General features: G+C 73.3%; 23 protein-coding genes. 4 read left to right on the top strand and 19 right to left on the bottom strand.

The features are described from left to right. Positions 1-3: 3 nt before the first annotated feature. The 10 genes from nuoH to ACIRS1_RS22620 all read right to left on the bottom strand — a co-directional run bounded on the left by nuoH (position 4) and on the right by ACIRS1_RS22620 (position 11,438). A complete protein-coding gene (gene nuoH / locus ACIRS1_RS22665; RefSeq protein ID WP_360218883.1) occupies positions 4-1,347 on the bottom strand; it encodes an NADH-quinone oxidoreductase subunit NuoH in 1,344 nt (447 codons plus the stop codon). Further along, entirely contained in the window at positions 1,344-3,863 is a 2,520-nt protein-coding gene (locus ACIRS1_RS22660) for an NADH-quinone oxidoreductase subunit G (protein WP_402842674.1), read from the bottom strand. Before ACIRS1_RS22660 ends, nuoH begins: the two co-directional genes overlap by 4 nt. Beyond that, positions 3,860-5,221, bottom strand: coding sequence for an NADH-quinone oxidoreductase subunit NuoF (gene nuoF / locus ACIRS1_RS22655; RefSeq protein WP_402842672.1), 1,362 nt, complete (start codon positions 5,219-5,221; stop codon positions 3,860-3,862). Before nuoF ends, ACIRS1_RS22660 begins: the two co-directional genes overlap by 4 nt. Continuing rightward, positions 5,221-5,946, bottom strand: coding sequence for an NADH-quinone oxidoreductase subunit NuoE (gene nuoE, locus ACIRS1_RS22650; protein WP_402842669.1), 726 nt, complete (start codon positions 5,944-5,946; stop codon positions 5,221-5,223). The genes nuoF and nuoE overlap by 1 nt, the downstream gene beginning before the upstream one ends. A gap of 26 nt (positions 5,947-5,972) precedes the next feature. After that, positions 5,973-7,343 carry an NADH-quinone oxidoreductase subunit D gene (locus ACIRS1_RS22645; protein WP_360218874.1) on the bottom strand — a complete coding sequence of 457 codons (1,371 nt, stop codon included), beginning with the start codon at positions 7,341-7,343 and terminating at the stop codon, positions 5,973-5,975. After that, entirely contained in the window at positions 7,343-8,056 is a 714-nt protein-coding gene (locus ACIRS1_RS22640) for an NADH-quinone oxidoreductase subunit C (RefSeq protein WP_402842665.1), read from the bottom strand. The genes ACIRS1_RS22645 and ACIRS1_RS22640 overlap by 1 nt, the downstream gene beginning before the upstream one ends. Further along, entirely contained in the window at positions 8,053-8,607 is a 555-nt protein-coding gene (locus ACIRS1_RS22635; protein WP_360218868.1) for an NADH-quinone oxidoreductase subunit B family protein, read from the bottom strand. Before ACIRS1_RS22635 ends, ACIRS1_RS22640 begins: the two co-directional genes overlap by 4 nt. 101 nt (positions 8,608-8,708) lie before the next feature. Continuing rightward, a complete protein-coding gene (locus ACIRS1_RS22630; RefSeq protein WP_030060100.1) occupies positions 8,709-9,068 on the bottom strand; it encodes an NADH-quinone oxidoreductase subunit A in 360 nt (119 codons plus the stop codon). 574 nt (positions 9,069-9,642) lie between these two features. Next, a complete protein-coding gene (locus tag ACIRS1_RS22625; protein WP_387900874.1) occupies positions 9,643-10,323 on the bottom strand; it encodes a response regulator in 681 nt (226 codons plus the stop codon). Beyond that, positions 10,320-11,438, bottom strand: coding sequence for a sensor histidine kinase (locus tag ACIRS1_RS22620; protein WP_402842661.1), 1,119 nt, complete (start codon positions 11,436-11,438; stop codon positions 10,320-10,322). Before ACIRS1_RS22620 ends, ACIRS1_RS22625 begins: the two co-directional genes overlap by 4 nt. A gap of 194 nt (positions 11,439-11,632) precedes the next feature. On the opposite strand from ACIRS1_RS22620, the gene ACIRS1_RS22615 reads away from it, so the two are divergent. Next, on the top strand, positions 11,633-12,259 hold the full coding sequence (locus ACIRS1_RS22615; RefSeq protein ID WP_402842658.1) for a hypothetical protein: 627 nt from the start codon (positions 11,633-11,635) through the stop codon (positions 12,257-12,259). 13 nt (positions 12,260-12,272) lie between these two features. On the opposite strand, the gene ACIRS1_RS22610 is transcribed toward ACIRS1_RS22615, so the two are convergent. Beyond that, positions 12,273-13,313: a DMT family transporter gene (locus ACIRS1_RS22610; protein WP_402842656.1), complete on the bottom strand. Its 1,041-nt coding sequence runs from the start codon at positions 13,311-13,313 to the stop codon at positions 12,273-12,275. Positions 13,314-13,492: 179 nt separating this feature from the next. Beyond that, a complete protein-coding gene (locus tag ACIRS1_RS22605; protein WP_402842653.1) occupies positions 13,493-14,158 on the bottom strand; it encodes a CatB-related O-acetyltransferase in 666 nt (221 codons plus the stop codon). Positions 14,159-14,258: 100 nt separating this feature from the next. Between ACIRS1_RS22605 and ACIRS1_RS22600 the strand changes: the two genes are divergently transcribed. The 3 genes from ACIRS1_RS22600 (at position 14,259) to ACIRS1_RS22590 (ending at position 16,433) form a co-directional block, all read left to right on the top strand. Then, entirely contained in the window at positions 14,259-15,020 is a 762-nt protein-coding gene (locus ACIRS1_RS22600; protein WP_402842650.1) for a TetR/AcrR family transcriptional regulator, read from the top strand. A gap of 75 nt (positions 15,021-15,095) precedes the next feature. Beyond that, a complete protein-coding gene (locus ACIRS1_RS22595; RefSeq protein WP_360218847.1) occupies positions 15,096-15,800 on the top strand; it encodes a peptidylprolyl isomerase in 705 nt (234 codons plus the stop codon). A gap of 267 nt (positions 15,801-16,067) precedes the next feature. Then, positions 16,068-16,433, top strand: a complete 366-nt coding sequence (locus ACIRS1_RS22590; RefSeq protein WP_360218844.1) for a MazG-like family protein — start codon at positions 16,068-16,070, stop codon at positions 16,431-16,433. 68 nt (positions 16,434-16,501) lie between these two features. Here the strand turns inward: ACIRS1_RS22590 and ACIRS1_RS22585 are convergent, their stop codons facing one another. From ACIRS1_RS22585 to ACIRS1_RS22555, 7 genes are all read right to left on the bottom strand, one after another. After that, positions 16,502-17,791 (bottom strand): geranylgeranyl reductase family protein, encoded by a 1,290-nt coding sequence (locus ACIRS1_RS22585; RefSeq protein ID WP_360218919.1) that lies wholly within the window; start codon positions 17,789-17,791, stop codon positions 16,502-16,504. A gap of 228 nt (positions 17,792-18,019) precedes the next feature. Continuing rightward, positions 18,020-18,715, bottom strand: coding sequence for a demethylmenaquinone methyltransferase (locus tag ACIRS1_RS22580; RefSeq protein WP_360218841.1), 696 nt, complete (start codon positions 18,713-18,715; stop codon positions 18,020-18,022). Between the two features lie 111 nt (positions 18,716-18,826). Next, positions 18,827-19,414: a hypothetical protein gene (locus tag ACIRS1_RS22575; protein ID WP_360218838.1), complete on the bottom strand. Its 588-nt coding sequence runs from the start codon at positions 19,412-19,414 to the stop codon at positions 18,827-18,829. Positions 19,415-19,662: 248 nt separating this feature from the next. Then, positions 19,663-20,589: a hypothetical protein gene (locus tag ACIRS1_RS22570; RefSeq protein WP_402842645.1), complete on the bottom strand. Its 927-nt coding sequence runs from the start codon at positions 20,587-20,589 to the stop codon at positions 19,663-19,665. Between the two features lie 16 nt (positions 20,590-20,605). After that, entirely contained in the window at positions 20,606-21,826 is a 1,221-nt protein-coding gene (gene mqnC, locus ACIRS1_RS22565; protein WP_402842643.1) for a cyclic dehypoxanthinyl futalosine synthase, read from the bottom strand. 112 nt (positions 21,827-21,938) lie between these two features. Continuing rightward, positions 21,939-23,666, bottom strand: a complete 1,728-nt coding sequence (locus ACIRS1_RS22560; RefSeq protein ID WP_402842640.1) for a serine/threonine-protein kinase — start codon at positions 23,664-23,666, stop codon at positions 21,939-21,941. Between the two features lie 127 nt (positions 23,667-23,793). Further along, entirely contained in the window at positions 23,794-24,657 is an 864-nt protein-coding gene (locus tag ACIRS1_RS22555) for a menaquinone biosynthetic enzyme MqnA/MqnD family protein (RefSeq protein WP_402842883.1), read from the bottom strand. Positions 24,658-24,724 lie beyond the last annotated feature (67 nt).

Genomic DNA, 24,724 nt, shown 5'->3' with positions numbered 1-24,724 from the left:
GGTTCAGCTCCCTTCGGAATGGTCGGCCCCGTTGAGGGCGTCCTGCAGTTGCTTCGGGGCGCGGCTGCGCCGGCGCGGCACCGGCGGCAGCTCCTGGCCGGGCAGCGGGGGCACCGGGTAACCTCCCGCCATCGGGTCGAACCCGCCCTGCGGCGACGCCCCGTCACCGGACGCCGCAGAGTCCTCGGGCTCCTTCTTCAGGAAGTCCCGCAGCAACGCGAGCAGCAGGATCCCCCCGACCGGCGCGCCGACGTACAGCACCACCTCGCCGAAGCCGTAGCCCTCGTTGCGCAGCGCCCGCACGCTCGCGATCAGCACCAGCCAGACCAGCGAGACCGGGATCAGTACCTTCCAGCCCAGCTTCATGAACTGGTCGTAGCGGAACCGGGGCAGCGTGCCGCGCAGCCAGATGAAGAAGAACAGCAGCAGCTGGATCTTCAACGTGATCCAGAGCATCGGCCACCAGCCGTGGTTGGCGCCCTCCCAGAAGGTCGACACCGGCCACGGGGCCCGCCAGCCGCCCAGGAACAGGGTGGAGGCGACGGCCGAGACCGTCACCATGTTGACGTACTCGGCCAGCATGAACATCGCGAACTTCAGCGAGGAGTACTCGGTGTTGAAGCCGCCGACCAGCTCGCCCTCGGCCTCCGGCAGGTCGAACGGCGCCCGGTTGGTCTCGCCCACCATCGCGATGATGTAGACGATGAACGACACCGGCAGCAGCACCGCGAACCAGGTCGGCTGCTGGTGCGCCACGATCTCCGAGGTCGACATCGACCCCGAGTAGATGAAGACCGCCGCGAAGGACAGGCCCATCGCGATCTCGTAGCTGATCATCTGGGCCGAGGAGCGCAGACCGCCCAGCAGCGGGTACGTCGACCCGGAGGACCAGCCCGCCAGCACGATGCCGTAGATGCCGACCGAGGCCGTCGCCAGGATGTACAGCAGCGCCACCGGGAAGTCCGTCAGCTGCATCGCCGTCCGCGTCCCGAAGATCGACACCTCGTCGCCGGGCGGACCGAACGGGATCACCGCGAAGGCCATGAAGGCCGGGATGGCGCAGACGATCGGGGCCAGGACGTAGACCACCTTGTCCGAGCCCTTGACCACCAGGTCTTCCTTGAGCGCCAGCTTCACGCCGTCCGCCAGGGACTGCAGCAGCCCCCAGGGCCCGTGCCGGTTCGGCCCGATGCGCAACTGCATCCAGGCCACCACCTTGCGCTCCCAGACGATCGCGATCAGCACCGTCAGGACCAGGAAGCCGAAGCAGAACACCGCCTTCAGCAGCACCAGCCACCACGGGTCGTGGCCGAAGAAGTGGAGCGTCTCGTACGGCTGCGGAGTCATCGCTCCTCCCCTTCGCTGCTCGCGTCGCCGACCGGGGCCACGTCCTGCTCGGCCGGCTCCGGTGCGGCCGCGGCGATCGTCACCAGGTGGCCGACGGTGGTGCCGAGCGCGCGGTGCGCGCCGCCCGGCGTGGAGTTGAGCGGCACCCAGACCGTGCGGTCCGGGATCGAGTCGACGACCTCCAGCGGCAGGGTCAGCGAGCCCGCCGGGCCCGTCACCCGCAGCGCACCGCCCGCGACGGCCCCGATCTCCTCCGCGGTGACCGGGGAGACCCGGGCCACCGCCCGGTGCCGGGTGCCCGCCAGGTGCGGATCACCCTGCTGCAGCGAGCCGCCGTCCAGCAGCTGGCGCCAACCGCCCAGCACCGCCTGACCGTTGGCCGGCCGCGGCAGCACGGCCGGGTGCGCGGCCGGGTCCGCGGTGCGGTCGCCCGTCCACGGGGTGAAGTGGTCCAGCTCCAGGCGGGCCGCCCGGACGTCCGGCAGGCCGAGCCCGTGGCCCAGCGCGTCCGCCAGCATGCTCAGCACCCTCAGGTCCGGGTGCAGGTGACGGCCCATCTGCTGGTCGGGCTTGAGCGCCGCCTCGAACATCCGCACCCGGCCCTCCCAGTCCAGGAAGGTGCCGGCCTTCTCCGCCACCGCCGCCACCGGCAGCACCACGTCCGCGCGCGCCGTCACCGCGGACGGCCGCAGTTCCAGCGACACCACGAACGGCACCGCCGCCAGCGCCTCGTCGGCCAGCGCCGGATCCGGCAGGTCGTCCGGATCCACACCGCCGACCAGCAGCGCGTCCAGATCGCCGTTCACCGCCGCCGCGAGGATCTGGTCGGTGTCCCGGCCCAGCCGCGCGGGCAGCTCCGCCACGCCCCACAGCGCGGCGGCCTCCGCCCGCGCCCCCGGCGCCGCCACCGGACGGCCGCCCGGCAGCAGGCCCGGCAGCGCGCCCGCCTCGACGGCCCCGCGCTCACCCGCCCGGCGCGGCACCCAGGCCAGCGTCGCACCGGTCGCGTGCGCCAGGCGCAGGACCGCCGTCAGCGCGCCCGGCACCGAGGCCAGCCGCTCGCCCGCCAGGATCACCGCGCCCGGGCCGCGCAGCAGCTCGGCCGCCCGCCCGGCGTCGTCGTTCAGCGGCTCGTCCGCGGCCAGCGCCGCGAACCACTCCGGCTCGGTGCCGGGGGCCGCCGGCAACAGTGCGCCGCGCAGCTTGGTCAGGCCCCGGGAGGCGAACGTCGCCACCGAGTACACCTTGGTGCCGCGCGCCCGGGCCGCCTTGCGCAGCCGCAGGAAGACGATCGGCGACTCCTCCTCCGGCTCGAAGCCCGCCAGCAGCACCACCGGTGCCTGCTCCAGCCGCTCGTAGCTCAGGCCCGTGCCGTCCACGTCCACGCCGCGCCCGGCGACGGCGGCGGCCAGGAAGTCCGCCTCCTCGCCGCTGTGCGGGCGGGCCCGGAAGTCCACGTCGTTGGTGCCGAGCACCACCCGCGCGAACTTCGCGTACGCGTAGGCGTCCTCGACGGTGACCCGGCCGCCGGTGAGCACGCCGGCGCGGGCGCCGCGCAGCCCCGCGGCGGCCCGGGCCAGCGCCTCCGGCCAGGACGCCGGGACCAGCTCGCCGCCCTCCCGCACCAGCGGGGTGGTGAGGCGGTCCCGCTGCTGGGCGTAGCGGAACGCGAACCGGCCCTTGTCGCAGTTCCACTCCTCGTTGACCGCCGGGTCCTCGCCCGCAAGCCGGCGCAGCACCTTGCCCCGCCGGTGGTCGGTGCGCTGGGCGCAGCCGGCCGAGCAGTGCTCGCACACGCTCGGCGAGGAGACCAGGTCGAACGGACGCGAGCGGAAACGATAAGCCGCCGAGGTCAGCGCGCCCACCGGGCAGATCTGGATGGTGTTCCCCGAGAAGTACGACTCGAAGTCGTCGCCCTCACCGGTGCCGACCTGCTGCAGCGCACCGCGCTCCACCAGGTCGATGAACGGGTCGCCGGCGATCTGCTGCGAGAAGCGGGTGCAGCGCGCGCACAGCACGCAGCGTTCGCGGTCCAGCAGCACCTGGCTGCTGATCGGCACCGGCTTCTCGTAGGTGCGCTTCATCCCCTCGAAGCGGGAGTCCGTCTCCCCGGTGGACATCGCCTGGTTCTGCAGCGGACACTCGCCGCCCTTGTCGCAGACCGGGCAGTCCAGCGGGTGGTTGATCAGCAGCAGCTCCATCACGCCGCGCTGCGCCTTCTCCGCCACCGGCGAGCTCAGCTGGGTGCGCACCACCATGCCCTCGGCGACCGGGATGGTGCAGGAGGCGACCGGCTTGCGCTGGCCCTCGATCTCCACGATGCACTGCCGGCAGGCGCCGGCCGGGTCGAGCAGCGGGTGGTCGCAGAAGCGCGGGATCTGGGTGCCGATGGTCTCGGCGGCCCGGATCACCAACGTCCCCTTGGGGACCTGCACTTCGACGCCGTCGATGGTGAGCGTGACCAGTTCGACCGGGGCCTTGTCGCCCGTGGAGGTGGATGGCTCTGTGATCGTCACGCGTGCACCTCCCTTTCGGTGGCGGACTGGTGGCCGGGGCGGGGGCCGTCGGCCCAGACGGTGGAGGCGGCCGGGTCGAACGGGCAGCGGCGCTCGGCCAGGTGCTGCTCGTACTCGGCCCGGAAGTGCTGGAGCGAGGAGACGATCGGGCTGGCCGCGCCGTCCCCCAGCGCGCAGAAGGACTTGCCGTTGATGTTGTCGGCGATGTCGATGAGCTTCTCCAAGTCCCCCGCGACGCCCTCGCCCGCCTCGATCCGCTTGAGCAGCTGGACGAGCCAGTAGGTGCCCTCTCGGCAGGGGGTGCACTTGCCGCAGGACTCGTGGGCGTAGAACTCCGTCCAGCGGGTGACGGCCCGCACCACGCAGGTCGTCTCGTCGAAGACCTGCAGCGCCTTGGTGCCGAGCATCGAGCCGGCCGCGCCGACGCCCTCGTAGTCCAGCGGGACGTCCAGGTGCTCGTCGGTGAACATCGGGGTGGAGGAGCCGCCCGGGGTCCAGAACTTCAGCCGGTGGCCGGAGCGGACGCCGCCGCTCATGTCCAGCAGCTGGCGCAGGGTGATGCCCAGCGGCGCCTCGTACTGGCCGGGGTTGGTGACGTGGCCGGAGAGCGAGTACAGCGTGAAGCCGGGGGACTTCTCGGTGCCCAGGGCCTTGAACCACTCCTTGCCCCGGGCCAGGATCGGCGGCACCGAGGCGATCGACTCGACGTTGTTGACCACCGTCGGGCAGGCGTACAGGCCGGCGATGGCCGGGAACGGGGGCCGCAGCCGGGGCTGGCCGCGCCGGCCCTCCAGCGAGTCCAGCAGCGCCGTCTCCTCGCCGCAGATGTAGGCGCCGGCGCCGGCGTGCACGGTGATGTCGAGGTCGACGCCCGAGCCGAGGATGTTCCGGCCCAGCAGCCCCGCCCGGTACGCCTCCGCGACCGCCTCGTGCAGGCGGCGCAGCACCGGGACGACCTCGCCGCGCAGGTAGATGAACGCGTGGTCGCAGCGGATCGCGTACGAGGCGATGATCATGCCCTCGATCAGCGAGTGCGGGTTGGCGAACAGCAGCGGGATGTCCTTGCAGGTGCCCGGCTCGGACTCGTCCGCGTTGACCACCAGGTAGTGCGGCTTGCCGTCGTTCTGCGGGATGAACTGCCACTTCATCCCGGTGGGGAAGCCGGCGCCGCCGCGGCCGCGCAGCCCGGAGTCCTTCACCAGGGCGATCACGTCGTCCGGCGGCATGGCCAGCGCCGCCTTGAGGCCCTCGTAGCCGTGGTGGCGCTGGTACGTGGCGAGCGTCCAGGGCCGGCTGTCGTCCCAGGAGGCCGACAGCACGGGGGTGAGCAGCTTCTCGGCCGGCTCGGCGGAGGTCATCACGCTTCGGTCCCTTCGTGGCCGGTGCCCTCGTGGCGGGGCGCGACGACCTTGGTGCCGCCGGTGCCGGGCAGCGCCTCGCCCCTGGACAGCCGCAGGCCGGCGAGCGAGGGCGCACCGCCCGCGCCGGACTCGTCGTTGGCGCCCGGGCGCTCGTCGGGGAAGCCCGCCAGGATCCGGGAGGTCTCCTTGAAGCCGCACAGCCGGGCGCCCCGGGTCGGCCGGACCTCGCGGCCGGCGCGCAGGTCGTCGACCAGCCGCTTGGCGCTCTCCGGGGTCTGGTCGTCGAAGAACTCCCAGTTGACCATCACCACGGGGGCGTAGTCGCAGGCCGCGTTGCACTCGATGTGCTCGATCGAGATCGCGCCGTCCGCGGTGGTCTCGTTGTTGCGCACACCGAGGTGCTGCTGGAGCTCGTCGAAGATCTGGTCGCCGCCGAGCACCGCGCACAGGGTGTTGGTGCAGACCCCGACGTGGTACTTCCCGGCCGGCCGCCTCCGGTACATCGTGTAGAAGGTGGCGACGGCGGTGACCTCGGCGGTGGTGAGGTCCAACTGCTCGGCGCAGAACCGGATGCCGGTCGCGCTGACGAAGCCCTCCTCGGCCTGCACCAGGTGCAGCAGCGGCAGCAGCGCCGACCGGGCCTGCGGGTAGCGGCCGATCAGCTCCGCGGCGTCCGCGGTCAGCCGGGCGTGCACCTCCTCGGGGTACGGTGCGGCCGGCATCGCCGGCATCCCCAACTGGACGTCTGTCACCGGTCCACGCCTCCCATCACCGGGTCGATCCCGGCCACCGCGACGATCACGTCGGCCACCTGGCCGCCCTCGCACATCGCCGCCATCGTCTGCAGATTGGTGAACGACGGATCCCGGAAGTGGACCCGGTACGGGCGCGTCCCCCCGTCGCTGACCACGTGCACGCCCAGCTCGCCCTTGGGCGACTCGACCGCCGTGTACGCCTGGCCGACCGGGACCCGGAAGCCCTCGGTGACCAGCTTGAAGTGGTGGATCAGGGCCTCCATCGAGGTGCCCATGATCTTGCGGATGTGGTCGAGCGAGTTGCCCATCCCGTCCGGGCCGACGGCGAGTTGGGCCGGCCAGGCGATCTTCTTGTCGGCCACCATGACCGGGCCCGGGCGCAGCCGGTCCAGGCACTGCTCGACGATCCGCAGCGACTGCTTCATCTCCTCCAGCCGGATCAGGAAGCGGCCGTAGGAGTCGGCACTGTCGGCGGTCGCGACCTCGAAGTCGTAGTCCTCGTAGCCGCAGTACGGGTCGCTCTTGCGCAGGTCGTGCGGCAGGCCGGTGGCGCGCAGGATCGGACCGGTGGCGCCGAGCGCCAGGCACCCGGGCAGGTCCAGGAAGCCGACGTCGACCAGGCGGGCCTTGAACACCGGGTTGCCGGTGGCGAGCTTGTCGTACTCGTGCATCCGGGAGCGGAACGTCCGGACCGCCTCGCGGATCTGGTCGACCGCCCCGGGCGGGAGGTCCTGGGCGAGACCGCCGGGGCGCACGTACGCGTGGTTCATGCGCAGGCCGGTGACCAGCTCGAAGACGTCCAGGATCAGCTCGCGGTCCCGGAACCCGTAGATCATCAGGGTGGTGGAGCCGATCTCCATGCCGCCGGTGGCCAGGCAGACCAGGTGCGAGGCGATCCGGTTGAGCTCCATCATCATCACGCGGATGACGCTGGCCCGGTCCGGGACGTCGTCGGTGATGCCGAGCAGCTTCTCGACGGCCAGGCAGTACGCGGTCTCGTTGAACAGCGGGGTCAGGTAGTCCATCCGCGTCACGAAGGTCGTGCCCTGGACCCAGCTGCGGAACTCCATGTTCTTCTCGATGCCGGTGTGGAGGTAGCCGATGCCGCAGCGGGCCTCCGTGACCGTCTCGCCGTCGATCTCCAGGATCAACCGCAGCACGCCGTGGGTGGACGGGTGCTGGGGGCCCATGTTGACGATGATGCGCTCGTCGTCGGCCCGGCCGACCGCCTCGACGACCTCGCCCCAGTCGCCGCCGGTGACCGTGAAGACCCGGCCCTCGGTGGTCTCCCGGGCGTGTGCCCGCTCGGCGTCCTCCCGCGGGTCCGCTCCCTGCGGGGCCTGTTCGTGGTGCTGGGTGCTCATCAGCTGTACGACCTCCGCTGGTCGGGTGCCGGGATCTGGGCGCCCTTGTACTCGACGGGGATGCCGCCGAGCGGGTAGTCCTTGCGCTGCGGGTGGCCCAGCCAGTCGTCCGGCATCATGATCCGGGTGAGCGCCGGGTGACCGTCGAAGACCAGGCCGAAGAAGTCGTAGGCCTCGCGCTCGTGCCAGTCGTTGGTCGGGTAGACGCTCACCACCGACGGGATCCGCGGGTCGGCGTCCGGTGCGGTGACCTCCAGCCGGATCAGCCGGCCGTGGGTGATCGAGCGCAGGTGGTAGACCGCGTGCAGCTCGCGGCCCTTGTCTCCGGGGTGGTGCACGCCGCTCACGCCCAGGCAGAGCTCGAAGCGCAGCGCCGGGTCGTCGCGCAGGATGCGGACGGTCCGCAACAGGTGCTCGCGCTCGACGTGGAAGGTGATCTCGCCGTGGGCGACCACCGTCTTCCCGATCACGTCGACCGGGTCCAGCCCCTGCTCCTCCAGGGCGCCCTCCAGCTCGTCGGCCACCTCGTCGAACCAGCCGCCGTACGGCCGCTCGCTCGGGCCGGGCAGCACCACCGGCGCGACCAGACCGCCGAAGCCGGAGGTGTCACCGGTGCCCTGGGCGCCGAACATGCCCTGGCGGCGGCCGACCACCTCGACCGGGATCTCGCGGACGGGCCGCTCCCGCCGGGTCTCGGGTACCTGCTCGTTCATCGCAGCTGCCCCCGCATCTCGCTGACCGGGGTGGCCCGGAGGGCGAGCGCCTCGCCGAGCTCCTCGGCCCGGCGCCGGTTCACGCCGAGCGGCTCGTGCTGGATCTTGTCGTGCAGCTTCAGGATCGCGTCCATCAGCATCTCCGGGCGGGGCGGACAGCCGGGTAGGTAGATGTCCACCGGGACGATGTGGTCGACACCCTGCACGATCGCGTAGTTGTTGAACATGCCGCCCGACGAGGCGCAGACGCCCATCGAGATGACCCACTTCGGGTTGGGCATCTGGTCGTACACCTGGCGCAGCACCGGGGCCATCTTCTGGCTCACCCGGCCCGCCACGATCATCAGATCGGCCTGTCGGGGCGAACCCCGGAACACCTCCATGCCGAACCGGGCCAGGTCGTAGCGGCCGGCACCGGTGGTCATCATCTCGATCGCGCAGCAGGCCAGACCGAAGGTGGCCGGGAAGAGTGACGCCTTGCGCACCCAGCCGGCGGCCGTCTCCACGGTCGTGAGCAGAAAGCCGCTCGGCAGCTTCTCCTCGATTCCCATCAGATCCCTCTCAATGCCCTCAGAAAGCCCTCAAGTCCTGTGGTACGTCCGGCCCGTTCGGGCTTGTCCGCTCGTTCACAAGGGCGGCGGCCACCCCGCGCTCAGTCCCACTCCAGACCGCCGCGGCGCCACACGTAGGCGTACGCGACGAAGACGGTGGCGATGAACAGGAGCATCTCGACCAACCCGAAGATCCCCAGGGCGTCGAAGGTGACCGCCCACGGGTAGAGGAAGACGATCTCGATGTCGAAGACGATGAAGAGCATCGCCGTCAGGTAGTACTTGATCGGGAACCGACCGCCGCCCACGGGCTGCGGGGTCGGCTCGATGCCGCACTCGTACGCCTCCAACTTGGCCCGGTTGTAGCGCTTGGGGCCGGTCAGCGAGGCCATCACGACGGAGCCGACCGCGAACGCCGCCGCGATGGCACCGAGTACGAGGATCGGCGCGTAGGCATTCATAGCCCCCGCTCCCTCCGTCCAGTCGTCCTTGACTGCAGATCGGAACCGGCAGGTCACACTGTGGTGAACCCGCGTTCCGGTTCCCGGGATCCACCTCATGTGAGGCAGTTCACAAAGCCTGGAACGAGCGCATCCTATGCCCGTCGGCTTGTGATCTGCGACACGCAGTTCAACGCCATCTTTGTGATCTACGACACCCTTGGAATCACGTCGAATGTGAACATGCCGAGAGTTGTCAACACAAAGAAGTCAAATGGTCACAACCAGTCGCATTTACTTGTGAAGCGGCTGGTCAGAGGCGCACTCCTATATCAACTATGCGTCGTCTCAAGCAAATTTCCGGGCGTCATGTTGACGTGTTATAGCGGCTCACCCAGAGGGGTGGCGGCGCTCCGAACGTCCGCTTGACCCTTCGTTCACAAGCGCGCGAGCGCGGGGTGGAGTTGGGGTTCTCCTCTGCTCGCCACGCGGCCCCCACCGCTCGCCGGAGGCCCCTCCGCACGGCCCCCCTCCCGCCGGTGTCTCCCTGCTGCCGTCGCCCCCGCCGGTCGGCCACCCCTCGCCACTCACCCCGCTACCGGTTGCCGGCGGCCTGCTCCCAGACCCAGGCCGCGATGCCCACCCGGTTCCTGGCACCGAGCTTGCGCTGGACGTTGGCGAGGTGGTTCTTCACCGTGCCCGGTGAGATGAACAGCCCGGAGCCGATCTCGGCGTTGGTCGCGCCGTCGGCCACCAGCTCGGCGATCTCCCGCTCCCGCGTGGTCAACTCCTCCACCGGGCCGGCCGCAGGCGGCGCCGCCGCCCCCGAACCGGAGCGCTCCTCCGGACCGGGCGCCGCCATGTGCCGCAGGAGCCTGACGGTGACCTGGGGGCTGATCAAGGCGTCCCCGGCCATCGCCGCCCTGATCGCCTCGATCAGCAGCACCGGGCCGGAGCGCTTGAGCAGGAAACCCGCCGCACCGTGCCGGAGCGCTGTGTGCACGTACTCGTCCAGGTCGAACGTGGTCACCACGATCACCTTGCACTGACCGGCCAGCTGCCGGGTGACCTCCAGACCGTCGAGCTTCGGCATCCGGATGTCCGCGAGGACCACGTCCGGACGCAGCCTCCTCGCCTCCGCCACCGCCGCGGCGCCGTCCGCGGCCTCGGCCACCACCGCCATGTCCGGCTGGACGTCCAGGATCATCCGGAACGCACTGCGGACGTCGGGCTGGTCGTCCGCGATCAAGACCCTGATCGGCCCGGTGCTGCTCATGCGTGCTCCTCCCGTGCTGCGGCCTTCGCCGCACTCCGCCGAACTCCTTGCCGGTCGTGTGCCTCCCCCAGGGGAAGCACCGCCGCCACCCGCCAGGACCGCACTCCGTGCGGCCCCGCCTCGAACGAACCACCCAGGGCCTCCACCCGGGCCGCCAGCCCCGACAGTCCGCTTCCTCCGCCGCGCCGTGGGCGGCCTCCTGGAGCGACGCCCCGCCCGTCGCTGGTCACGGTCAGCTCCAGCCGGCCGCCGGCTCGGAGCGCCCGGACGTCCACCGTCCGAGCGGTCGGTGCGTGCCGTCTGACGTTGGTGAGCGCCTCGACGACGATCCGGTGGACGGTGCCCGCCACCTCCCGGGGGACCGGGTCCTCCGGGAGCTCCAGCCTGACCTCGGCGCCGCCCGAGAGCACGAACTGCGCTGCCACCTCACGCAGTTCGGTCAGGCCCGGCTGCGGGGCGCGGCCGGCACCCTCCTCCGCACGCAGCAGCTGCACCGTCCGGTCCAGCGAGGCCAGGGCCCGCTGCCCGGCCTGCTCTATCCGCTCGAACATCTCCGCCGCCCGCGCGGGATCGATCGTGGCCAGGTAGGCCCCCGCCTGGGCCTGGGCGACCATGCCGCTCACGTCGTGCGCCACGAAATCGTGCAGGTCGTGGGCCAGCTCGAGCCGCTGGGCCCGCCGGGCCTCCGCCACCGCCCGGAGCCGGGCGCCGTCCAGGCCGCGCAGGTAGAGGCCGATCAGCACCGCGGGGAGGGACAGCATCGACCCGAAGCCGAAGAGGTCGAGCGCCCCCATCGGCCCGTCGACCGCCTCGAACCGGGAGGGCCAGAGGCCGACGGCGCCGCAGGCCGTCCAGGCGGCCGCGGCGGACCGCGGGCCGTCCGCAGACCGGAGGGTGAGGACCACCGCCAACAGCAGGGCTGCCAGTTCGGCCAGGCCGAGCAGCCCCGGCCACCTGTCCGCCTCCGCCCACCGGCCGACGAACCAGACGGCGATCGTGACCGCCGCCGACGACGCACCGACCACGGCCGTCACCGCCGCCACCCCGCAGCGACCGCGAGCCACCCACGCCGGCAGCAGCAGGGCCGGCACGACGAGTGCGAGCAGCTGAGTCATCGTCATCTCCTCCCTTGGACTGCCGTCACCGTACGACGGGGCACCCGGGGTCCGCTTGTGCCGATCGGCATATTTCAAAGGCCGGTTGAGCAGGTGGAACAGCCCGATCGGCATCTGCCGCGGAGCCGGTGGGAGGGGTCAGCCTTGAGTCGTCGAACCGGCCGGGAGGGCCGGGCAGGAAGGGAGCCACCACCATGTCGAAGATCGCGATCGACGCACGCGGCACCGGCCACCGGGCCTGGGCAGCCGCCCCGGCCGTCGCCGTCGCTCCGGACACCCTCGTCGCTCCGGGCGGTCGCAACGCCCGGGCCGTCCCGCCCGCACCGCGGTGGGCCGAGCTCGCCGCCGGGGCCGCGGCCCTGAGCACCGTCCCCTCGGGGGTGTGGCGGGTCGCCTTCGGCTTCGGCATCCCGATGGGGTTCACCGGGGCGACGGCCGCGGCCTACGGCGAGCACCAGCCGGGTTGGGGCACCGTCTACTGCGTCGTACTGAGCGCCCTGGCCGAGGCGCTGGCGTTCCTGACCCTCGGCCTGGTCCGGCCCTGGGGCCTGGTGGTGCCCCGATGGGTCCCGCTGATCGGCGGCCGGCGGGTGCGGCCGCTTGCCGCGATCGTCCCGGCGCTGCTGGGCTCGGTGATGCTCACCGTCCTCGGCGCGGAGGGGCTGTTCGGCCGCTGGGCCGCCAACCTGGCCGAGCCGGATTCGCCGCGCGGGGCCGCCGCCGTGGTGATGACCCTCGCCTACCTGCCCCTGGTGGTCTGGGGCCCGCTGCTCGGCGCGGTCACCGTCGACTACGCCCGCCGGACACTGGGGCGCCGGTGATCACCGAGCCCGGTCAGGCCCGCGCCGCCTCCGCCTCCGGAGCCGGAGCCGGCGGCGGGGCCGGGGCCGGGGCCGCGCCCTCGGAGTCGCCCCGGGCCTCGTCCCCGGCCTGCCGCCTCGGAGCCGGGGCGGTGCGACGGCCCCACTCCGTCGCGAACAGGACCACGGCTCCGCCGAGCAGGGCCAGCGGGCCCATCCGGTTGCCCGCGATCGTGATGCCGAAGACGGCGGCCCAGAGCGGCTCCGTCCCCAGCAGCAGGCTCACCCGGGACGGCGAGGTGGCTCGGACGGCCCAGGTCTGGACGAAGAAGGCGAACAGCGTGCAGAACAGCGACAGGTGGAGCAGCCAGGCCCACTGTCCGGGCCCGTACGAGGCGGCGACGGCCCACGGTGCCGGCCCCGCGGAAAGCGCGACGACCGTGAAGACGGCGGTGGCGACCGCGAGTTGGACCCAGGTCAGGGCCAACGCGTCGGTGTTGCGCACGGCCCGGGTGCGGGCCGTGGTGAGGACGAACGCCGCGCGGACGAGGGCGGCGCCCAGCACCAGCAGGTCACCGAGCGTGGGCGGGCGGAGCCCTCCGTCGCCGGTGAGCAGGGCGACGCCCAGGACGGCCAGCACGGCGGCCGCGAGGAAGGCGCGCGGCGGGGCGGTCCGGGTGAGCACGCTCTCGCCGAGCGGGGTCAGCACCATGGCGAGGCTGATGATCAGTCCGGCGTTGGTGGCGGAGGTGTGCACGGCGCCGTACGTCTCCAGCAGGAAGATCCCGCTGAGCACCAGGCCCAGCGCACCGCCGCCCAGCCACTCGGCGCGGCTCAGCCTCCGCAGGGCACACCAGGCGACGGCCCCGAGGAGCGGAAGCACCAGCCCGAATCGCAGCACCAGCATCGCGACGGCGGTCCCCGGCTCGGCCACCCGCTGGACGGCGAGGAAGCTCGACCCCCACACCACGGCCACCAGGAGGACCGGCAGGTCCCGGAGGACCGACGAGGAAGCGAACGAGGACGAGAGCGAGGAGCTGGACGTGGAGCTGGAACTGAACAGGCGGGAGCGCATGGGTCTGACCCCTCCGAGCGAACGGAACCGGCGGGCGCGAGTACCGTACGGCGTCGGACGGACCCAGGAGGAGGCCGAGCGGCGGGCTCGGCGGCGAACGGGCGGAGCGTGGAGCGGCGGTGCGCCATCTTCGCGCACCGGCCCGCCCCTGATCAACGGCCTTTCACGGGCCGGACGGTTCAGGGGGCGAGCAGACCGTTCGCCGCGGCGATCTCCTCGATGTCGGCCGGGGTCCCGGACATGACGGCGCGGACGTGCTCGGTGACGAGTTCGACCGGCCAGTCCCACCAGGCCGCGCGGAGCAGCCGTTCGATGTCGGCCTCGTCGAAGCGGCGCCGGATGGGGCGGGCGGGATTGCCGCCGACGACGGTGTAGGGCTCGACATCGGCGGTGACGACCGCGCCGGCCGCGATGATCGCCCCGTCGCCGATCCGGACGCCCGGCAGCACGGTGGCCCCGAAGCCGAACCAGACGTCGTTGCCGACCACGGTGTCGCCCCGGCTGGGCAGGCCGGTGACGATGTCGAGGGTCCGTTCGGTCCAGTCGCCGCCGAACACGGTGAACGGGAAGGTGGAGACGCCGATGGTGGGGTGGGCGGCGCCGGCCATCAGGAAGCGGGTGCCGGTGGCGATGGCGCAGTACCGGCCGATCACCAGCCGCTCGGGCCCGTAGGCGTAGAGGACGTTGCGCTCCTCGAAGCGGGTGGCCCCTTCGGGGTCGTCGAAGTAGGTGTACTCGCCGACGTCGATCCGCGGGTCGGTGACGAGCGGGCGCAGCAGGACCACCCGGTCATGGCCGGCGAGCGGGTGCAGTGCGGTCGGGTCGGGGATGGCGGTGGCGGTCATCGGGGAAGGGCTCCTCTCGTAATGCGACCGTTGTCGCATTACGATGAGCATGGCATCGAGAGCATCCACACGGCAAGCTTTAACGCGACTGGAGTCGACTTTGAACGAGAGCGCCACGAACACCGCGGACACCACGGACGCCACGGACACCGCGAACACCCCCGACGCCACCCCGACCCCCGACCCAGCCGCCGGCCCAGCCGCCAGCCCCGCCGCGGGAGCCGAGCCACCCCGAGCTCCGACTCCGCGCCCCGGCGGTCGCAGCGCCCGGGTCCGGGCGGAGGTGGTCGCCGCCACGCTCGCCGAGGTCACCGAGAAGGGGTACGACGGCCTCACCGTGGAGGCGGTCGCGGCCCGGTCCGGCGTCCACAAGGCGACGCTCTACCGTCGCTGGGGCGGGGTGGACGGCCTGGTCGCCGAGGCCCTGACCATCTCGGCCGACCAGCCGTGGCCGGTACCCGACACCGGCGACTTCCGGGAGGACCTCCGCCTCATCACCCGGGAGGTGTTCGCCGTCTTCACCGACCCGGAGCAGGGCCCCACTCCCACGGCGCTGATCACCGCCGCCCAGCGCTCCGACACCGGCGCGGCCGCCCTGCGCTCCTTCTTCACCGCCCGGCACCGACAGGCCGCGCAGGTGGCCGACCGGGCCGTCGCCCGCGGGGAACTGCCCACCGGCACGGACGGCGCCGAAGTCGTCCGGGCCGCCACCGCCCCGCTCTACTACCGGCTGTTCGTCACCGGCGAGCCGCTGGACGCCCGGTCCGCCGAACGGGCCGCGGACGCCGCCGCACTGGCCGCCGGCGCCGGCCTCTTCATCCACACCCCCGAGGCGAACCCCGCGACGGGTGCGACTTCCTGACCCTCCGACACCGAACGGGAACCCACACCACTCCGCCCCCTACCGGATCGCCGCCCCGGCGTGGATGATGTCGCCATGCCAAACCCGCCGTCCACCACCCCTCGGAAGGCCAGTCACGTGAAGCGCGCACCCTGGGCCCTGCTCGCCGTCGCCACCGTCCTGCCGCTCGTGGCGAGCACCGGCACCGCCGTCGCGGACACCCCGCCCACCACACCCGCGCCCACCTGCGCCTACACGCCCGCAGTGCCGGCCGACAACTTCAAGGGCATCCCGGTCTTCGACGCCAAGAAGGCCGCCCAGCCCTACCGCGCGACCCTGCGCACGAGCCAGGGCTCGATCACCTTCCAGGCGCTCACCGACAAGGCGCCCTGCACCACCTTCTCGTTCCGGTTCCTCGCCGAGCACGACTACTTCGACCGCAGCCACTGCCACCGTCTCACCACCCAGCGGATCTACGTCCTGCAGTGCGGCGACCCGACCGGAACGGGCAGCGGCGGCCCCGGCTACTCCTTCCCGGACGAGAACCTGACCGGCGCCACCTACCCGGCGGGCACGGTGGCGATGGCCAATGCGGGCCCCAACACCAACGGCAGCCAGTTCTTCTTCGTCTGGAAGGACACCAAGCTCTCCCCCGCCTACACCCCGTTCGGCCGGGTCACGGCGGGCCTGGACGTGCTGCAGAAGATCGCCGCGGGCGGCGAGGACGACCAGAACAACCCCGGCGACGGCTTCCCGACCCTCCCGGTGAACATCCGCAATGTGAAGATCAGCACCCGCTGACCCGGGGCCGGCACCCCGTGGGCCCGGGCCCACGACCGCTCGGGGGGTGACCGCTCGCCCCAGGACCACCCGGCTCAGGACCACCCGGCCCAGGACCACCCGGCCCAGGACCGCTCGCCTCAGGACCGCCCGGCTCGCAGCCCCCGGCCCGCGACCACTGGGTCACGACCATCGGGTCACGACCGCCCGGCCCGCGCGAGCCGGGCGCTGTCCGCCGCCGCTCCCGTACGGTGGCAGCACCACCGACACCGTACGGGAGCAGCGCGCATGGACAGCCGGATCTGGGAGAGCGTCGACCACGTCGTCGCGTGGCTCGACGCGGAGGGCACGCAGTCGCCCCGGGAGGAGCTCCTGCTGCGGATCCTCAAGCTCTCCGAGGAGGTCGGCGAGGTCGGCGCGGCGGTGATCGGCGCCACCGGCCAGAACCCGCGCAAGGGCGTGACCCACAGCTGGGAGGACGTCCAGCACGAACTCTGCGACGTCGTCTTCTCGGCCCTCGTCGCGCTCCGGACGCTGACCCCGGACGCGGCCCGGGTGTTCGCCGAGCGCCTCGCCTACGTCGAACAGCGCTCCGCCGCCTCCCGCCGCCCGGCAGACCGGGAGCAGGGGGCGGCGGAGGATGCGACGCACTGAAGGCCGCACCGAGGAGGGCCGCCGGAGGGCGCCCCGGGGGGCGTTCCCCCGAGGACGCCCCGAGGGTGCTACGCGTTCGGGGCGACCTTCGCGAGGCCGTTGATGATGCGGTCCATCGCGTCGCCGCCCTGCGGGTCGGTGAGGTTGGCGAGCATCTTGAGGGTGAAGCGCATCAGCATCGGGTGGGTGAGGCCGCGCTGGGTGGCGAGCTGCATCACCTTGGGGTTGCCGATGAGCTTCACGAAGGCGCGGCCCATCGTGTAGTACCCGCCGTAGACGTCCTTGAGGATGCGCGGGTAGCCCTGGAGGGCGCGCTCGCGGCCGGCCTCGGTGACCCGGGCGTGGGCCTGGGCGATGACCCCGGCGGCGATCTGGCCGGATTCCATCGCGTAGGCGATGCCCTCGCCGTTGAACGGGTTGACCATGCCGCCCGCGTCGCCGACGAGCAGCAGGCCGCGGGTGTAGTGCGGCTGCCGGTTGAAGGCCATCGGCAGCGCGGCGCCGCGGATCGGCTCGGTCATGTTCTCGGGGGTGTAGCCCCACTCCTCCGGCATGCCGGCGCACCAGGCCTTGAGCACCTCACGCCAGTCGAGCTCACCGAAGGCGGGCGAGGAGTTGAGGATGCCGAGGCCGACGTTGGAGGTGCCGTCGCCCATGCCGAACACCCAGCCGTAGCCGGGCAGCTGCTTGCGCTGGCCGCCGCGGGTGTCCCAGAGCTCCAGCCAGGACTCCAGGTAGTCGTCGTCGTGGCGCGGCGAGGTGAAGTACGTCCGGTAGGCGACGCCCATCGGGCGGTCCTCGCGGCGGTGCAGGCCCATGGCGAGCGAGAGCCGGGTGGAGTTGCCGTCGGCGGCGACGACCAGCGGGGCGCGGAAGGTGACGGGGCGCTTCTCGTCGCCGAGCTTGGCGGTGACGCCGACGATCCGGCCGGTGCGGTCGTCCAGGACGGGCCCGCTGACGTTGCAGCGCTCGTAGAGCCGGGCGCCGGCCTTCTCGGCCTGACGGGCCAGCAGCTCGTCGAAGTCGGCGCGCTTGCGCACCAGGCCGTAGTCGGGGAACGCGGACAGCTCGGGCCAGTCGAGCTCGAGCCGGACGCCGCCGCCGATGATGCGCAGGCCCTTGTTGTGCAGCCAGCCGTTCCCGGTGGAGACGTCGATGCCCATGTCCACCAGCTGCTTGGTGGCGCGCGGGGTCAGGCCGTCGCCGCAGACCTTCTCGCGCGGGAAGGCGGTCTTCTCCAGCAGCAGCACGTCCAGCCCGGCCTGGGCGAGGTAGTACGCGGTGGTGGAGCCGGCGGGGCCCGCGCCGACCACGATGACGTCGGCCGTGCTCTCGATCGGGCTGTCCGGCTTCGTCAGGTCGGCTGCGGTCTCGGACACGGTGGACACTCTCCTGGAGCTGCGGCTGGGGGACGGCGGCGTTGTCTCGGGCAGTCTAGTTCCGTTCACGGCGCCGGAAACGACCACGCCCCCGACTGCGTCCCACCCCCGGACCCCGGACCCCGGACCCCGGACCGCACGCCGGACCGCCCCTCGCCCCGCACCCCCGACCGCGCCCCGCGTCCGGGGGCGCCGCGGCGGTGCGCGCTACGCCGGCTTGTAGGCCCGGTGCAGCGCGACGATGCCGCCGGTGAGGTTGCGCCAGGCGGCCTTGGACCAGCCGCTCTCCTGCAGCTTGGCGGCCAGCGCGGGCTGGTCCGGCCACTCCCGGATGGACTCGGCGAGGTACACGTACGCGTCGGGGTTGCTGCTGACCGCGGTGGCGACCGGCGGGAGGGCGCGCATCAGGTACTCGGTGTAGACCGTCCGGAACGGCGTCCAGGTCGGGGTGGAGAACTCGCAGATCACCAGCTTGCCGCCGGGCTTGGTGACCCGGTGCATCTCGCGCAGCGCGGCGTCGGTGTCGTGGACGTTGCGCAGCGCGAAGGAGATCGTCACCGAGTCGAAGGTGTCGTCCGCGAAAGGCAGCCGGGTAGCGTCGCCGGCGGTGAGCGGCAGCTCGGGGTGGCGGCGCTTGCCCTCGGCGAGCATGCCGACGGAGAAGTCGCACGGGACGACCTGCGCGCCGGCGTCGGCGAAGGGCAGCGAGGAGGTGCCGGTGCCGGCTCCGAGGTCGAGCACGAGGTCCCCGGGTCCGGCGGCCACCGCCTCGGCCACCGCCCGGCGCCAGGCGCGGGCCTGGCCGAGGGAGAGCACGTCGTTGGTGCGGTCGTACTTCGCCGCGACGTCGTCGAACATGGCGGCGACTTCGTGCGGCTGCTTGTCCAGAGAGGCTCGGGTCACGACCCCATTGTTCACCCTGGCGCCGACGCCCCGACCAACGGGGCACGCCGGGCCACCGGATCCGGCCCCCGTCCGGCACCCGCCCGGCCCGCGGCGGGCACGCCGGCCCCGTCAGTGCTGGGCGCGCCGCCCGCCCGGGCGCCGCCGGCGGCGGGAGCGCTTGCCGTGCGTTATGGCGGGCATCCCGTCGGCCAGTGCCCCGGTCGCCAGGGCGACGGTGGTGGCCAGCCGGCCCTGGCCGGCGCGGACCGCGACGGCCCGCCGGTGCCGCCGGATGCGCAGCACGCAGATCGCGAAGAGCCCGACGGCGACCGGAACGCTGAACCGGGCCAGGCCGACGCCGACCGGCTGCGGATAGGTGTCGCCGCAGATCCGCACCGCGCCCGGGTCGTCGGCGGCGTGCTCCAGGCAGATCGTGTCGCCCACCCTGGCGCCGTCGGTCAGCGGCAGCGCGGCCGCGGTGTGCTGCTGGCCGGAGGCCCGGTAGCTGACGGCGCTGTAGGAGCCACCGCCGGTGGGCAGCTGGGTGACGACGCCCTCGACCCTCACCGGGTGGGCGGCGATCCGGTCGGCCTGCTCGGCCTGGCGCCAGCCGAGGAGGCACATGCCGACGGCGAGCACGGCGCTGAGCACGGCGGCGAGGTACCAACCACGGCCCAACCGCGGGGTTCGCGGTGGGGGGACGGTCGCGGATCGCATGGTTCCTGTCCTGGCTTGCCTTCGGGCCCTGGGACGGGGCCGCGCCGCCCGCGGGCACGGGCGGTGGTGTGGTGAGGGTACGGAGTGAGCTGTTCGGGATCGTAGCCGCTGGCGGGCCCTCAGGTCACGGCGAAGGGGTAATCACTCCACGCTGCGGACACCGCAGTTCGGCAGCACACGAAGGAAGTCCGTTGCGCCGCAGGGAAGTCCGGCTACCGGTCGGTACGGACGAACGGCCCGGGCGCCGCTCAGCGCCGGCGGTACACCAACCGCCCCGCGAGCACGGTCGCCAGGCAGCCGCCCGGCAGCGGCCCGACGCCCACGGCGGCCTCTCCCGCCCCGGCCTCGTCCCCGGCCTCGCCCCCGGCCTCGCCCCCGGTCGCGTCCCCGATCGCGTCCACCGCACCACCGACACGGCCGTCCCCGAGGCCGTCCCCGACGGCTCCCCGACCCGCCGGGAAGACCGCGAAGTCGGCCCGTCCGCCCACCGCCACCCGTCCGTGGACGGCCCGCGAGAGCGGCAGCACCGCCAGGGGGTCCAGCAGCCGACCACCGGCCGCACCCGGAGCGGCACCCCGGTCCGCGTCGGCACCCGTGGCCGGGTCGCCCGGCAGCGCCACCAGCCCCGAGCGCGCCACAGCCGTGCGCACGGGGCTCCGCTCGAACGGCCCGGCGACCGCCGTCACCCCGAAACCGAGCATCCGCTGCAGCCCGCGCCGGGCGCTGGCCCCGCACCGCACGTCGTCACCCGAAGCCCCCGAGGCACCCGCACCACCGGCACCACCGGCACCACCGGCACCACCCGCACCACCCGCACCACCCGCACCACCCGCACCACCCGCAGCACCCGCACCAGCCGTAGCCCCCGCAGCCCCGGTACCCCTAGCGTCCACCAACCCGTCCACGAGCGGCTCGACCCCGATCCCCTCGCGCGGGTCCGGGTGGTAGTCGCGCTCCAGCAGCCGGTGCCCGTACGGGTTGCGCAGCCCCGGGGTGAGCACGGCGGCACCCCAGTCCCGCACCCGTGCCCCCGGGTGGGCGGCGGCGAGCTCGGCGTACGCCCCGACGGCCTCGACGCGTTCGCCGCGCACCAGCACCGCCCCGTCCGCGAGGGACGGGGCGGTGGGGTCGGCCGGGTCGGGCAGCACGAGGGCCGCCCGGTGGAGGGTCAGCACGTCGGCGCCCCGCTCCTCAGTTGTCCAGGATCTTCAGCTCGGGGTGCGCCGTGCCGCCCTCGATCGCGGTGGAGGCGATGTGCGAGGCCACCCGCGGGTCGACCGGGTCGTTGGCCGGGTCGTCCAGTACCCGCAGGTGCTCGTAGGTGGTGGCGCGCTGGGCCGGGACGCGGTCGGCGGCCCGGATGAGGTGGATCAGCTCGGTGAGGTTGGAGCGGTGCTTGGCACCGGCCGCCGAGACGACGTTCTCCTCCAGCATGACGGAGCCCAGGTCGTCCGCACCGTAGTGCAGCGACAGCTGGCCGGCCTCCTTGCCGGTGGTGAGCCAGGAGCCCTGGATGTGGGCGACGTTGTCGAGGAACAGGCGGGCGATGGAGATCATCCGCAGGTACTCGAAGACGGTGGCCTGGGTCGAGCCCTTCAGGTGGTTGTTCTGCGGCTGGTAGGTGTACGGGATGAACGCCCGGAAGCCGCCGGTGCGGTCCTGCACCTCGCGGATCATCCGCAGGTGCTCGATCCGCTCGGCGTTGGTCTCGCCGGTGCCCATCAGCATGGTGGAGGTGGACTCCACGCCGAGGCCGTGCGCGGCCTCCATGATCTCCAGCCAGCGCTCGCCGGACTCCTTGAGCGGGGCGATCGCCTTGCGCGGCCGCGCGGGCAGCAGTTCGGCGCCGGCGCCGGCGAAGGAGTCCAGGCCGGCCCGGTGGATCCGGGTGATGGCCTCCTCGATCGAGACGCCCGAGATCCGGGACATGTGCTCGACCTCGGAGGCGCCCAGCGAGTGGATCACCAGCTGCGGGAAGTCGGCCTTGATCGCCGAGAACGCGCGCTCGTAGTACTCCACGCCGTAGTCGGGGTGGTGACCGCCCTGGAACATGACCTGGGTGCCGCCGAGTTCGACGGTCTCGGCGCAGCGGCGCAGGATCTCGTCGAGCTCGCGGGACCAGCCCTTGTCACTCTTCGGCGGCACGTAGAAGGCGCAGAACTTGCACGCCGTCACGCACACGTTGGTGTAGTTGATGTTGCGTTCGATGATGTACGTCGCGATGTGCTCGGTACCGGCGTAGCGGCGGCGGCGCACCGCGTCGGCGGCGGAGCCGAGCGCGTGCAGCGGCGCCGAGCGGTACAGCTCCAGCGCCTCCTCCGGGGTGATCCGGCCGCCGGCGGCGGCGCGGTCGAGCACGGCCTGCAGGTCGGTGCTGGGCGCATCGAGGGTGGTCGCTGCGAGCTCGGTCACCTGGCGGCCTTCTCTCTCTCGGGTACTGCTGTTCTCGGCGCTGCCGGCCCCCGGACGGCGGGCGTCCGGGTACGGCCGAACCAGCCTACGCCAGGCCCTTCGGGCGGCCGCGTCAGCCCGCTGTCCCGTCGACCCTGCGCATCGTGCCGGCCGGGTTCCCGGCCGCCGGGTCGGCGGAGGTGAAGCGGATCGTGCCGTCCGCCTGCAGGGTGAGCGTCTCGGCGTAGGAGCCGCTGGTGCAGGCTCCGGGGAGTGAGGAGCGGACCAGCCGCGAGGTGAAGACGAGGGCGCTGCCGGAGGCGGACTTGAGCGTCCAGGCGCCGTCGCAGCTGAGCGGGATCAGGCCGGTGAAGGCGTTGCGGCTGGTGGTGTTCTCCTGGCCGATCGCGGCGGGGCCGATGGTGAGCGTGGTGGTGCCGGCGGGCAGGCCCTTGTCGCTGACCATGTCTCCGCGCCAGGTTCCCAGGAAGGCGGCCGGTACGGCGCTCGGCCCGCCGGTCCCTCCCGCCCCGGACGCCGGTGCGGTGGCGGGGGCGGCGGGCGGCCCGGAGCGCCCGGCCGGTGACGCGGCGGCCGACGGATCGGACGGTCCGTCCGCCCCGCCTTCCCCGGACGCCCCCGGCGACGCGCCGGACCGGCCCGGGTCGACGGACGGGACGGCCAGTGGTCCCGTGGTCGGTGCGGTCCCGGCCGGATCGGGCCGGTGCGTCCACGCGTACAGCCCGTACCCGGCGCCGGCGAGCAGCGCGACGGCCAGCACGGCCGCCGCCGCCCGCCCGGCCCGCCGCCGCCCGCGCTGCCCCGGCCGGCCGGGCCGCCCCGGCTCCAATGGCGTCACCGGTGCGGGCGGGTGCTGGCCGAGGGGCGGGTAGTGGCCGCGGGGCACGTAGGTCGGTGTCGGCACGGGCTCGTCCGGCGGGCCGCCGACGTCCGGATCCCCCTCCAGGTCCAGCAGCTCCACGGCGCTGCGCCCGACCGCCGCCGCCAGCGCGGGCGGCAGCCAGCCGCCGTGGCCCAGCAGGGCGGTGGCGCCGCCGTCCGGGTCGAGCCGTTCGCGCAGCCGGGCCGGGGTGGGCCGGGCGGCCGGGTCCTTGGCCAGGCAGTCGAGGACGAGCGCGCGCAGCGGCCCGGTCAGGCCGGCGACGTCGGGTTCCTCGTGGAGCACCCGGTAGAGCAGCACGGCGGCGCTGACGCCCTCACCGAAGGGGTGCACCCCGGTGGCGGCGAAGGCGAGGACGGCTCCGAGCGAGAAGACGTCGCCGGCCGGGCCGACGGGCCGTCCGCTCGCCTGCTCGGGGGACATGAAGCCGGGCGAGCCGACCACGTACCCGGACTGGGTGAAGCCGCTGGTGGCGTCGAGCGCGCGGGCGATGCCGAAGTCGATCAGCCGCGGCCCGTCGAGGGTGAGCAGCACGTTGGACGGCTTGACGTCGCGGTGCACCAGGCCGAGCCCGTGCACGTGGGCGAGCGCCTCGGCGAGCCCGACGCCGAGGGCGCGCACGGCCGGTTCGGGCAGCGGCCCGGAGTCCCGGACGGCGGTGGCGAGCGCCGGGCCGGCCACGTAGCCGGTGGCGACCCAGGGGTGTTCGCCCTCGGTGTCGGCGTCGAGCACGGGCGCGGTCCAGGCGCCGCCGACCCGCCGGGCCGCGGCGACCTCCTGCCGGAAGCGGGCGCGGAACTCGGCGTCGTCCGCGAGTTCGCTGCGCACCACCTTGACGGCGACGGTGCGTCCGCCCGCCGTGCGGCCGAGGTAGACGCGGCCCATCCCGCCCGCGCCGAGCCGCCGCAGCAGTCGGTAGGCGCCCACCTGACGCGGGTCGTCCGACCCCAGTGCCCGCATGCCCCGCACGCTCCCCTCGCGCCGTCGACGCGGCCGCCCGGCCGCGTCCGCCGTTCCCGGGGCGCGCTGCGGTCGCCCGCAGGACGCACCCGGGAGCAGACCGTACCGGGCCGGGCGGGGGCCGCGCTCACCCGACGGGCAGCGCCACCGGTTCGAGCAACCGCACGGCCACGTCCGATGCGAAGCCGCTGTCGTGGGCGACCCGCCGGGCGAACTCGGCGACCCCGGCGAGCTGGCGCCCGCCGAGGGAGAAGTCGAGGGCCTCGCTGAAGTAGCGCTCCAGCACGTCGGCCCCGAAGGCCTCCCAGCGGGCCGCCTGCTCGGCGACCTTGGCGGCCTCGACGAGCGAGAGGTCGCGGGACTCCAGGAAGGCCCGGTGGACGGCCGCGGTGAGCTCGGGCCGGCGCTCGGCGAACTCCCGGCGCACCGCCCAGACGGCGAACACGAAGGGCAGTCCGGTCCAGTCCTTCCACATCTCGCCGAGGTCGTGGACGGTCAGTCCGAGGTCGGCGGCCTGTCCGAGGTAGGCGCGCAGCGCCGGGTCGCCGATCAGGACGGCGGCGTCGGCCTCGGCGAGCATGGCGCTGAGGTCGGGCGGACAGCTGAAGTACTCCGGGCGGACGCCCTCGCGCTCCTCGAGCAGCAGCCGGGCGAGCCGGACGGAGGTGCGGCTGGTGGAGCCGAGCGCGACCCGTCGGCCGTCGAGCTCGCCCAGCGGGACCTTGCTGACGATGATGCAGGACATCACCGGGCCGTCGCTGCCGACCGCGATGTCGGGCAGGACGAGCAGGTCCTCCGCGTTGCGCAGGTACTCGACGCAGGTGATCGGCCCGATGTCCAGCCGGCCGTCGACCAGCTGGTCGCTCAGCTTCTCCGGGGTGTCCTTGGTGAGGTCGAGGTCGAGCAGATTGCCGGTCCTCGCGAGGCCCCAGTACAGGGGGACGCAGTTCAGGAACTGAATATGGCCGACGCGCGGCCTGACCGGGGTGATCTCCGGGGTGTTCTCCTGGGGCTCCCGCGTTTGTCCGTCCGGTGCTGCCACTGCGCCGCTCCCTCGT

This window comes from Kitasatospora sp. NPDC101176, from assembly GCF_044768035.1.
In the GTDB taxonomy this organism is placed as follows: Bacteria; Actinomycetota; Actinomycetes; order Streptomycetales; family Streptomycetaceae; genus Kitasatospora.
This window is presented reverse-complemented; position numbering and strand designations above follow the sequence as displayed.

What these genes read in the sequence shown, in the direction of transcription:
- ACIRS1_RS22645 (WP_360218874.1), bottom strand. Translation starts at nt 7,343, where the DNA reads ATGAGCACCCAGCACCACGAACAGGCCCCGCAGGGAGCGGACCCGCGG.
- ACIRS1_RS22625 (WP_387900874.1), bottom strand. Translation starts at nt 10,323, where the DNA reads ATGAGCAGCACCGGGCCGATCAGGGTCTTGATCGCGGACGACCAGCCC.
- ACIRS1_RS22620 (WP_402842661.1), bottom strand. Translation starts at nt 11,438, where the DNA reads ATGACTCAGCTGCTCGCACTCGTCGTGCCGGCCCTGCTGCTGCCGGCG.
- ACIRS1_RS22590 (WP_360218844.1), top strand. Translation starts at nt 16,068, where the DNA reads ATGGACAGCCGGATCTGGGAGAGCGTCGACCACGTCGTCGCGTGGCTC.
- ACIRS1_RS22610 (WP_402842656.1), bottom strand. Translation starts at nt 13,313, where the DNA reads ATGCGCTCCCGCCTGTTCAGTTCCAGCTCCACGTCCAGCTCCTCGCTC.
- nuoF (WP_402842672.1), bottom strand. Translation starts at nt 5,221, where the DNA reads ATGACCTCCGCCGAGCCGGCCGAGAAGCTGCTCACCCCCGTGCTGTCG.
- ACIRS1_RS22615 (WP_402842658.1), top strand. Translation starts at nt 11,633, where the DNA reads ATGTCGAAGATCGCGATCGACGCACGCGGCACCGGCCACCGGGCCTGG.
- ACIRS1_RS22575 (WP_360218838.1), bottom strand. Translation starts at nt 19,414, where the DNA reads ATGCGATCCGCGACCGTCCCCCCACCGCGAACCCCGCGGTTGGGCCGT.
- ACIRS1_RS22635 (WP_360218868.1), bottom strand. Translation starts at nt 8,607, where the DNA reads ATGGGAATCGAGGAGAAGCTGCCGAGCGGCTTTCTGCTCACGACCGTG.
- ACIRS1_RS22595 (WP_360218847.1), top strand. Translation starts at nt 15,096, where the DNA reads ATGCCAAACCCGCCGTCCACCACCCCTCGGAAGGCCAGTCACGTGAAG.
- nuoH (WP_360218883.1), bottom strand. Translation starts at nt 1,347, where the DNA reads ATGACTCCGCAGCCGTACGAGACGCTCCACTTCTTCGGCCACGACCCG.
- nuoE (WP_402842669.1), bottom strand. Translation starts at nt 5,946, where the DNA reads ATGCCGGCCGCACCGTACCCCGAGGAGGTGCACGCCCGGCTGACCGCG.
- ACIRS1_RS22605 (WP_402842653.1), bottom strand. Translation starts at nt 14,158, where the DNA reads ATGACCGCCACCGCCATCCCCGACCCGACCGCACTGCACCCGCTCGCC.
- ACIRS1_RS22640 (WP_402842665.1), bottom strand. Translation starts at nt 8,056, where the DNA reads ATGAACGAGCAGGTACCCGAGACCCGGCGGGAGCGGCCCGTCCGCGAG.
- ACIRS1_RS22630 (WP_030060100.1), bottom strand. Translation starts at nt 9,068, where the DNA reads ATGAATGCCTACGCGCCGATCCTCGTACTCGGTGCCATCGCGGCGGCG.
- ACIRS1_RS22560 (WP_402842640.1), bottom strand. Translation starts at nt 23,666, where the DNA reads ATGCGGGCACTGGGGTCGGACGACCCGCGTCAGGTGGGCGCCTACCGA.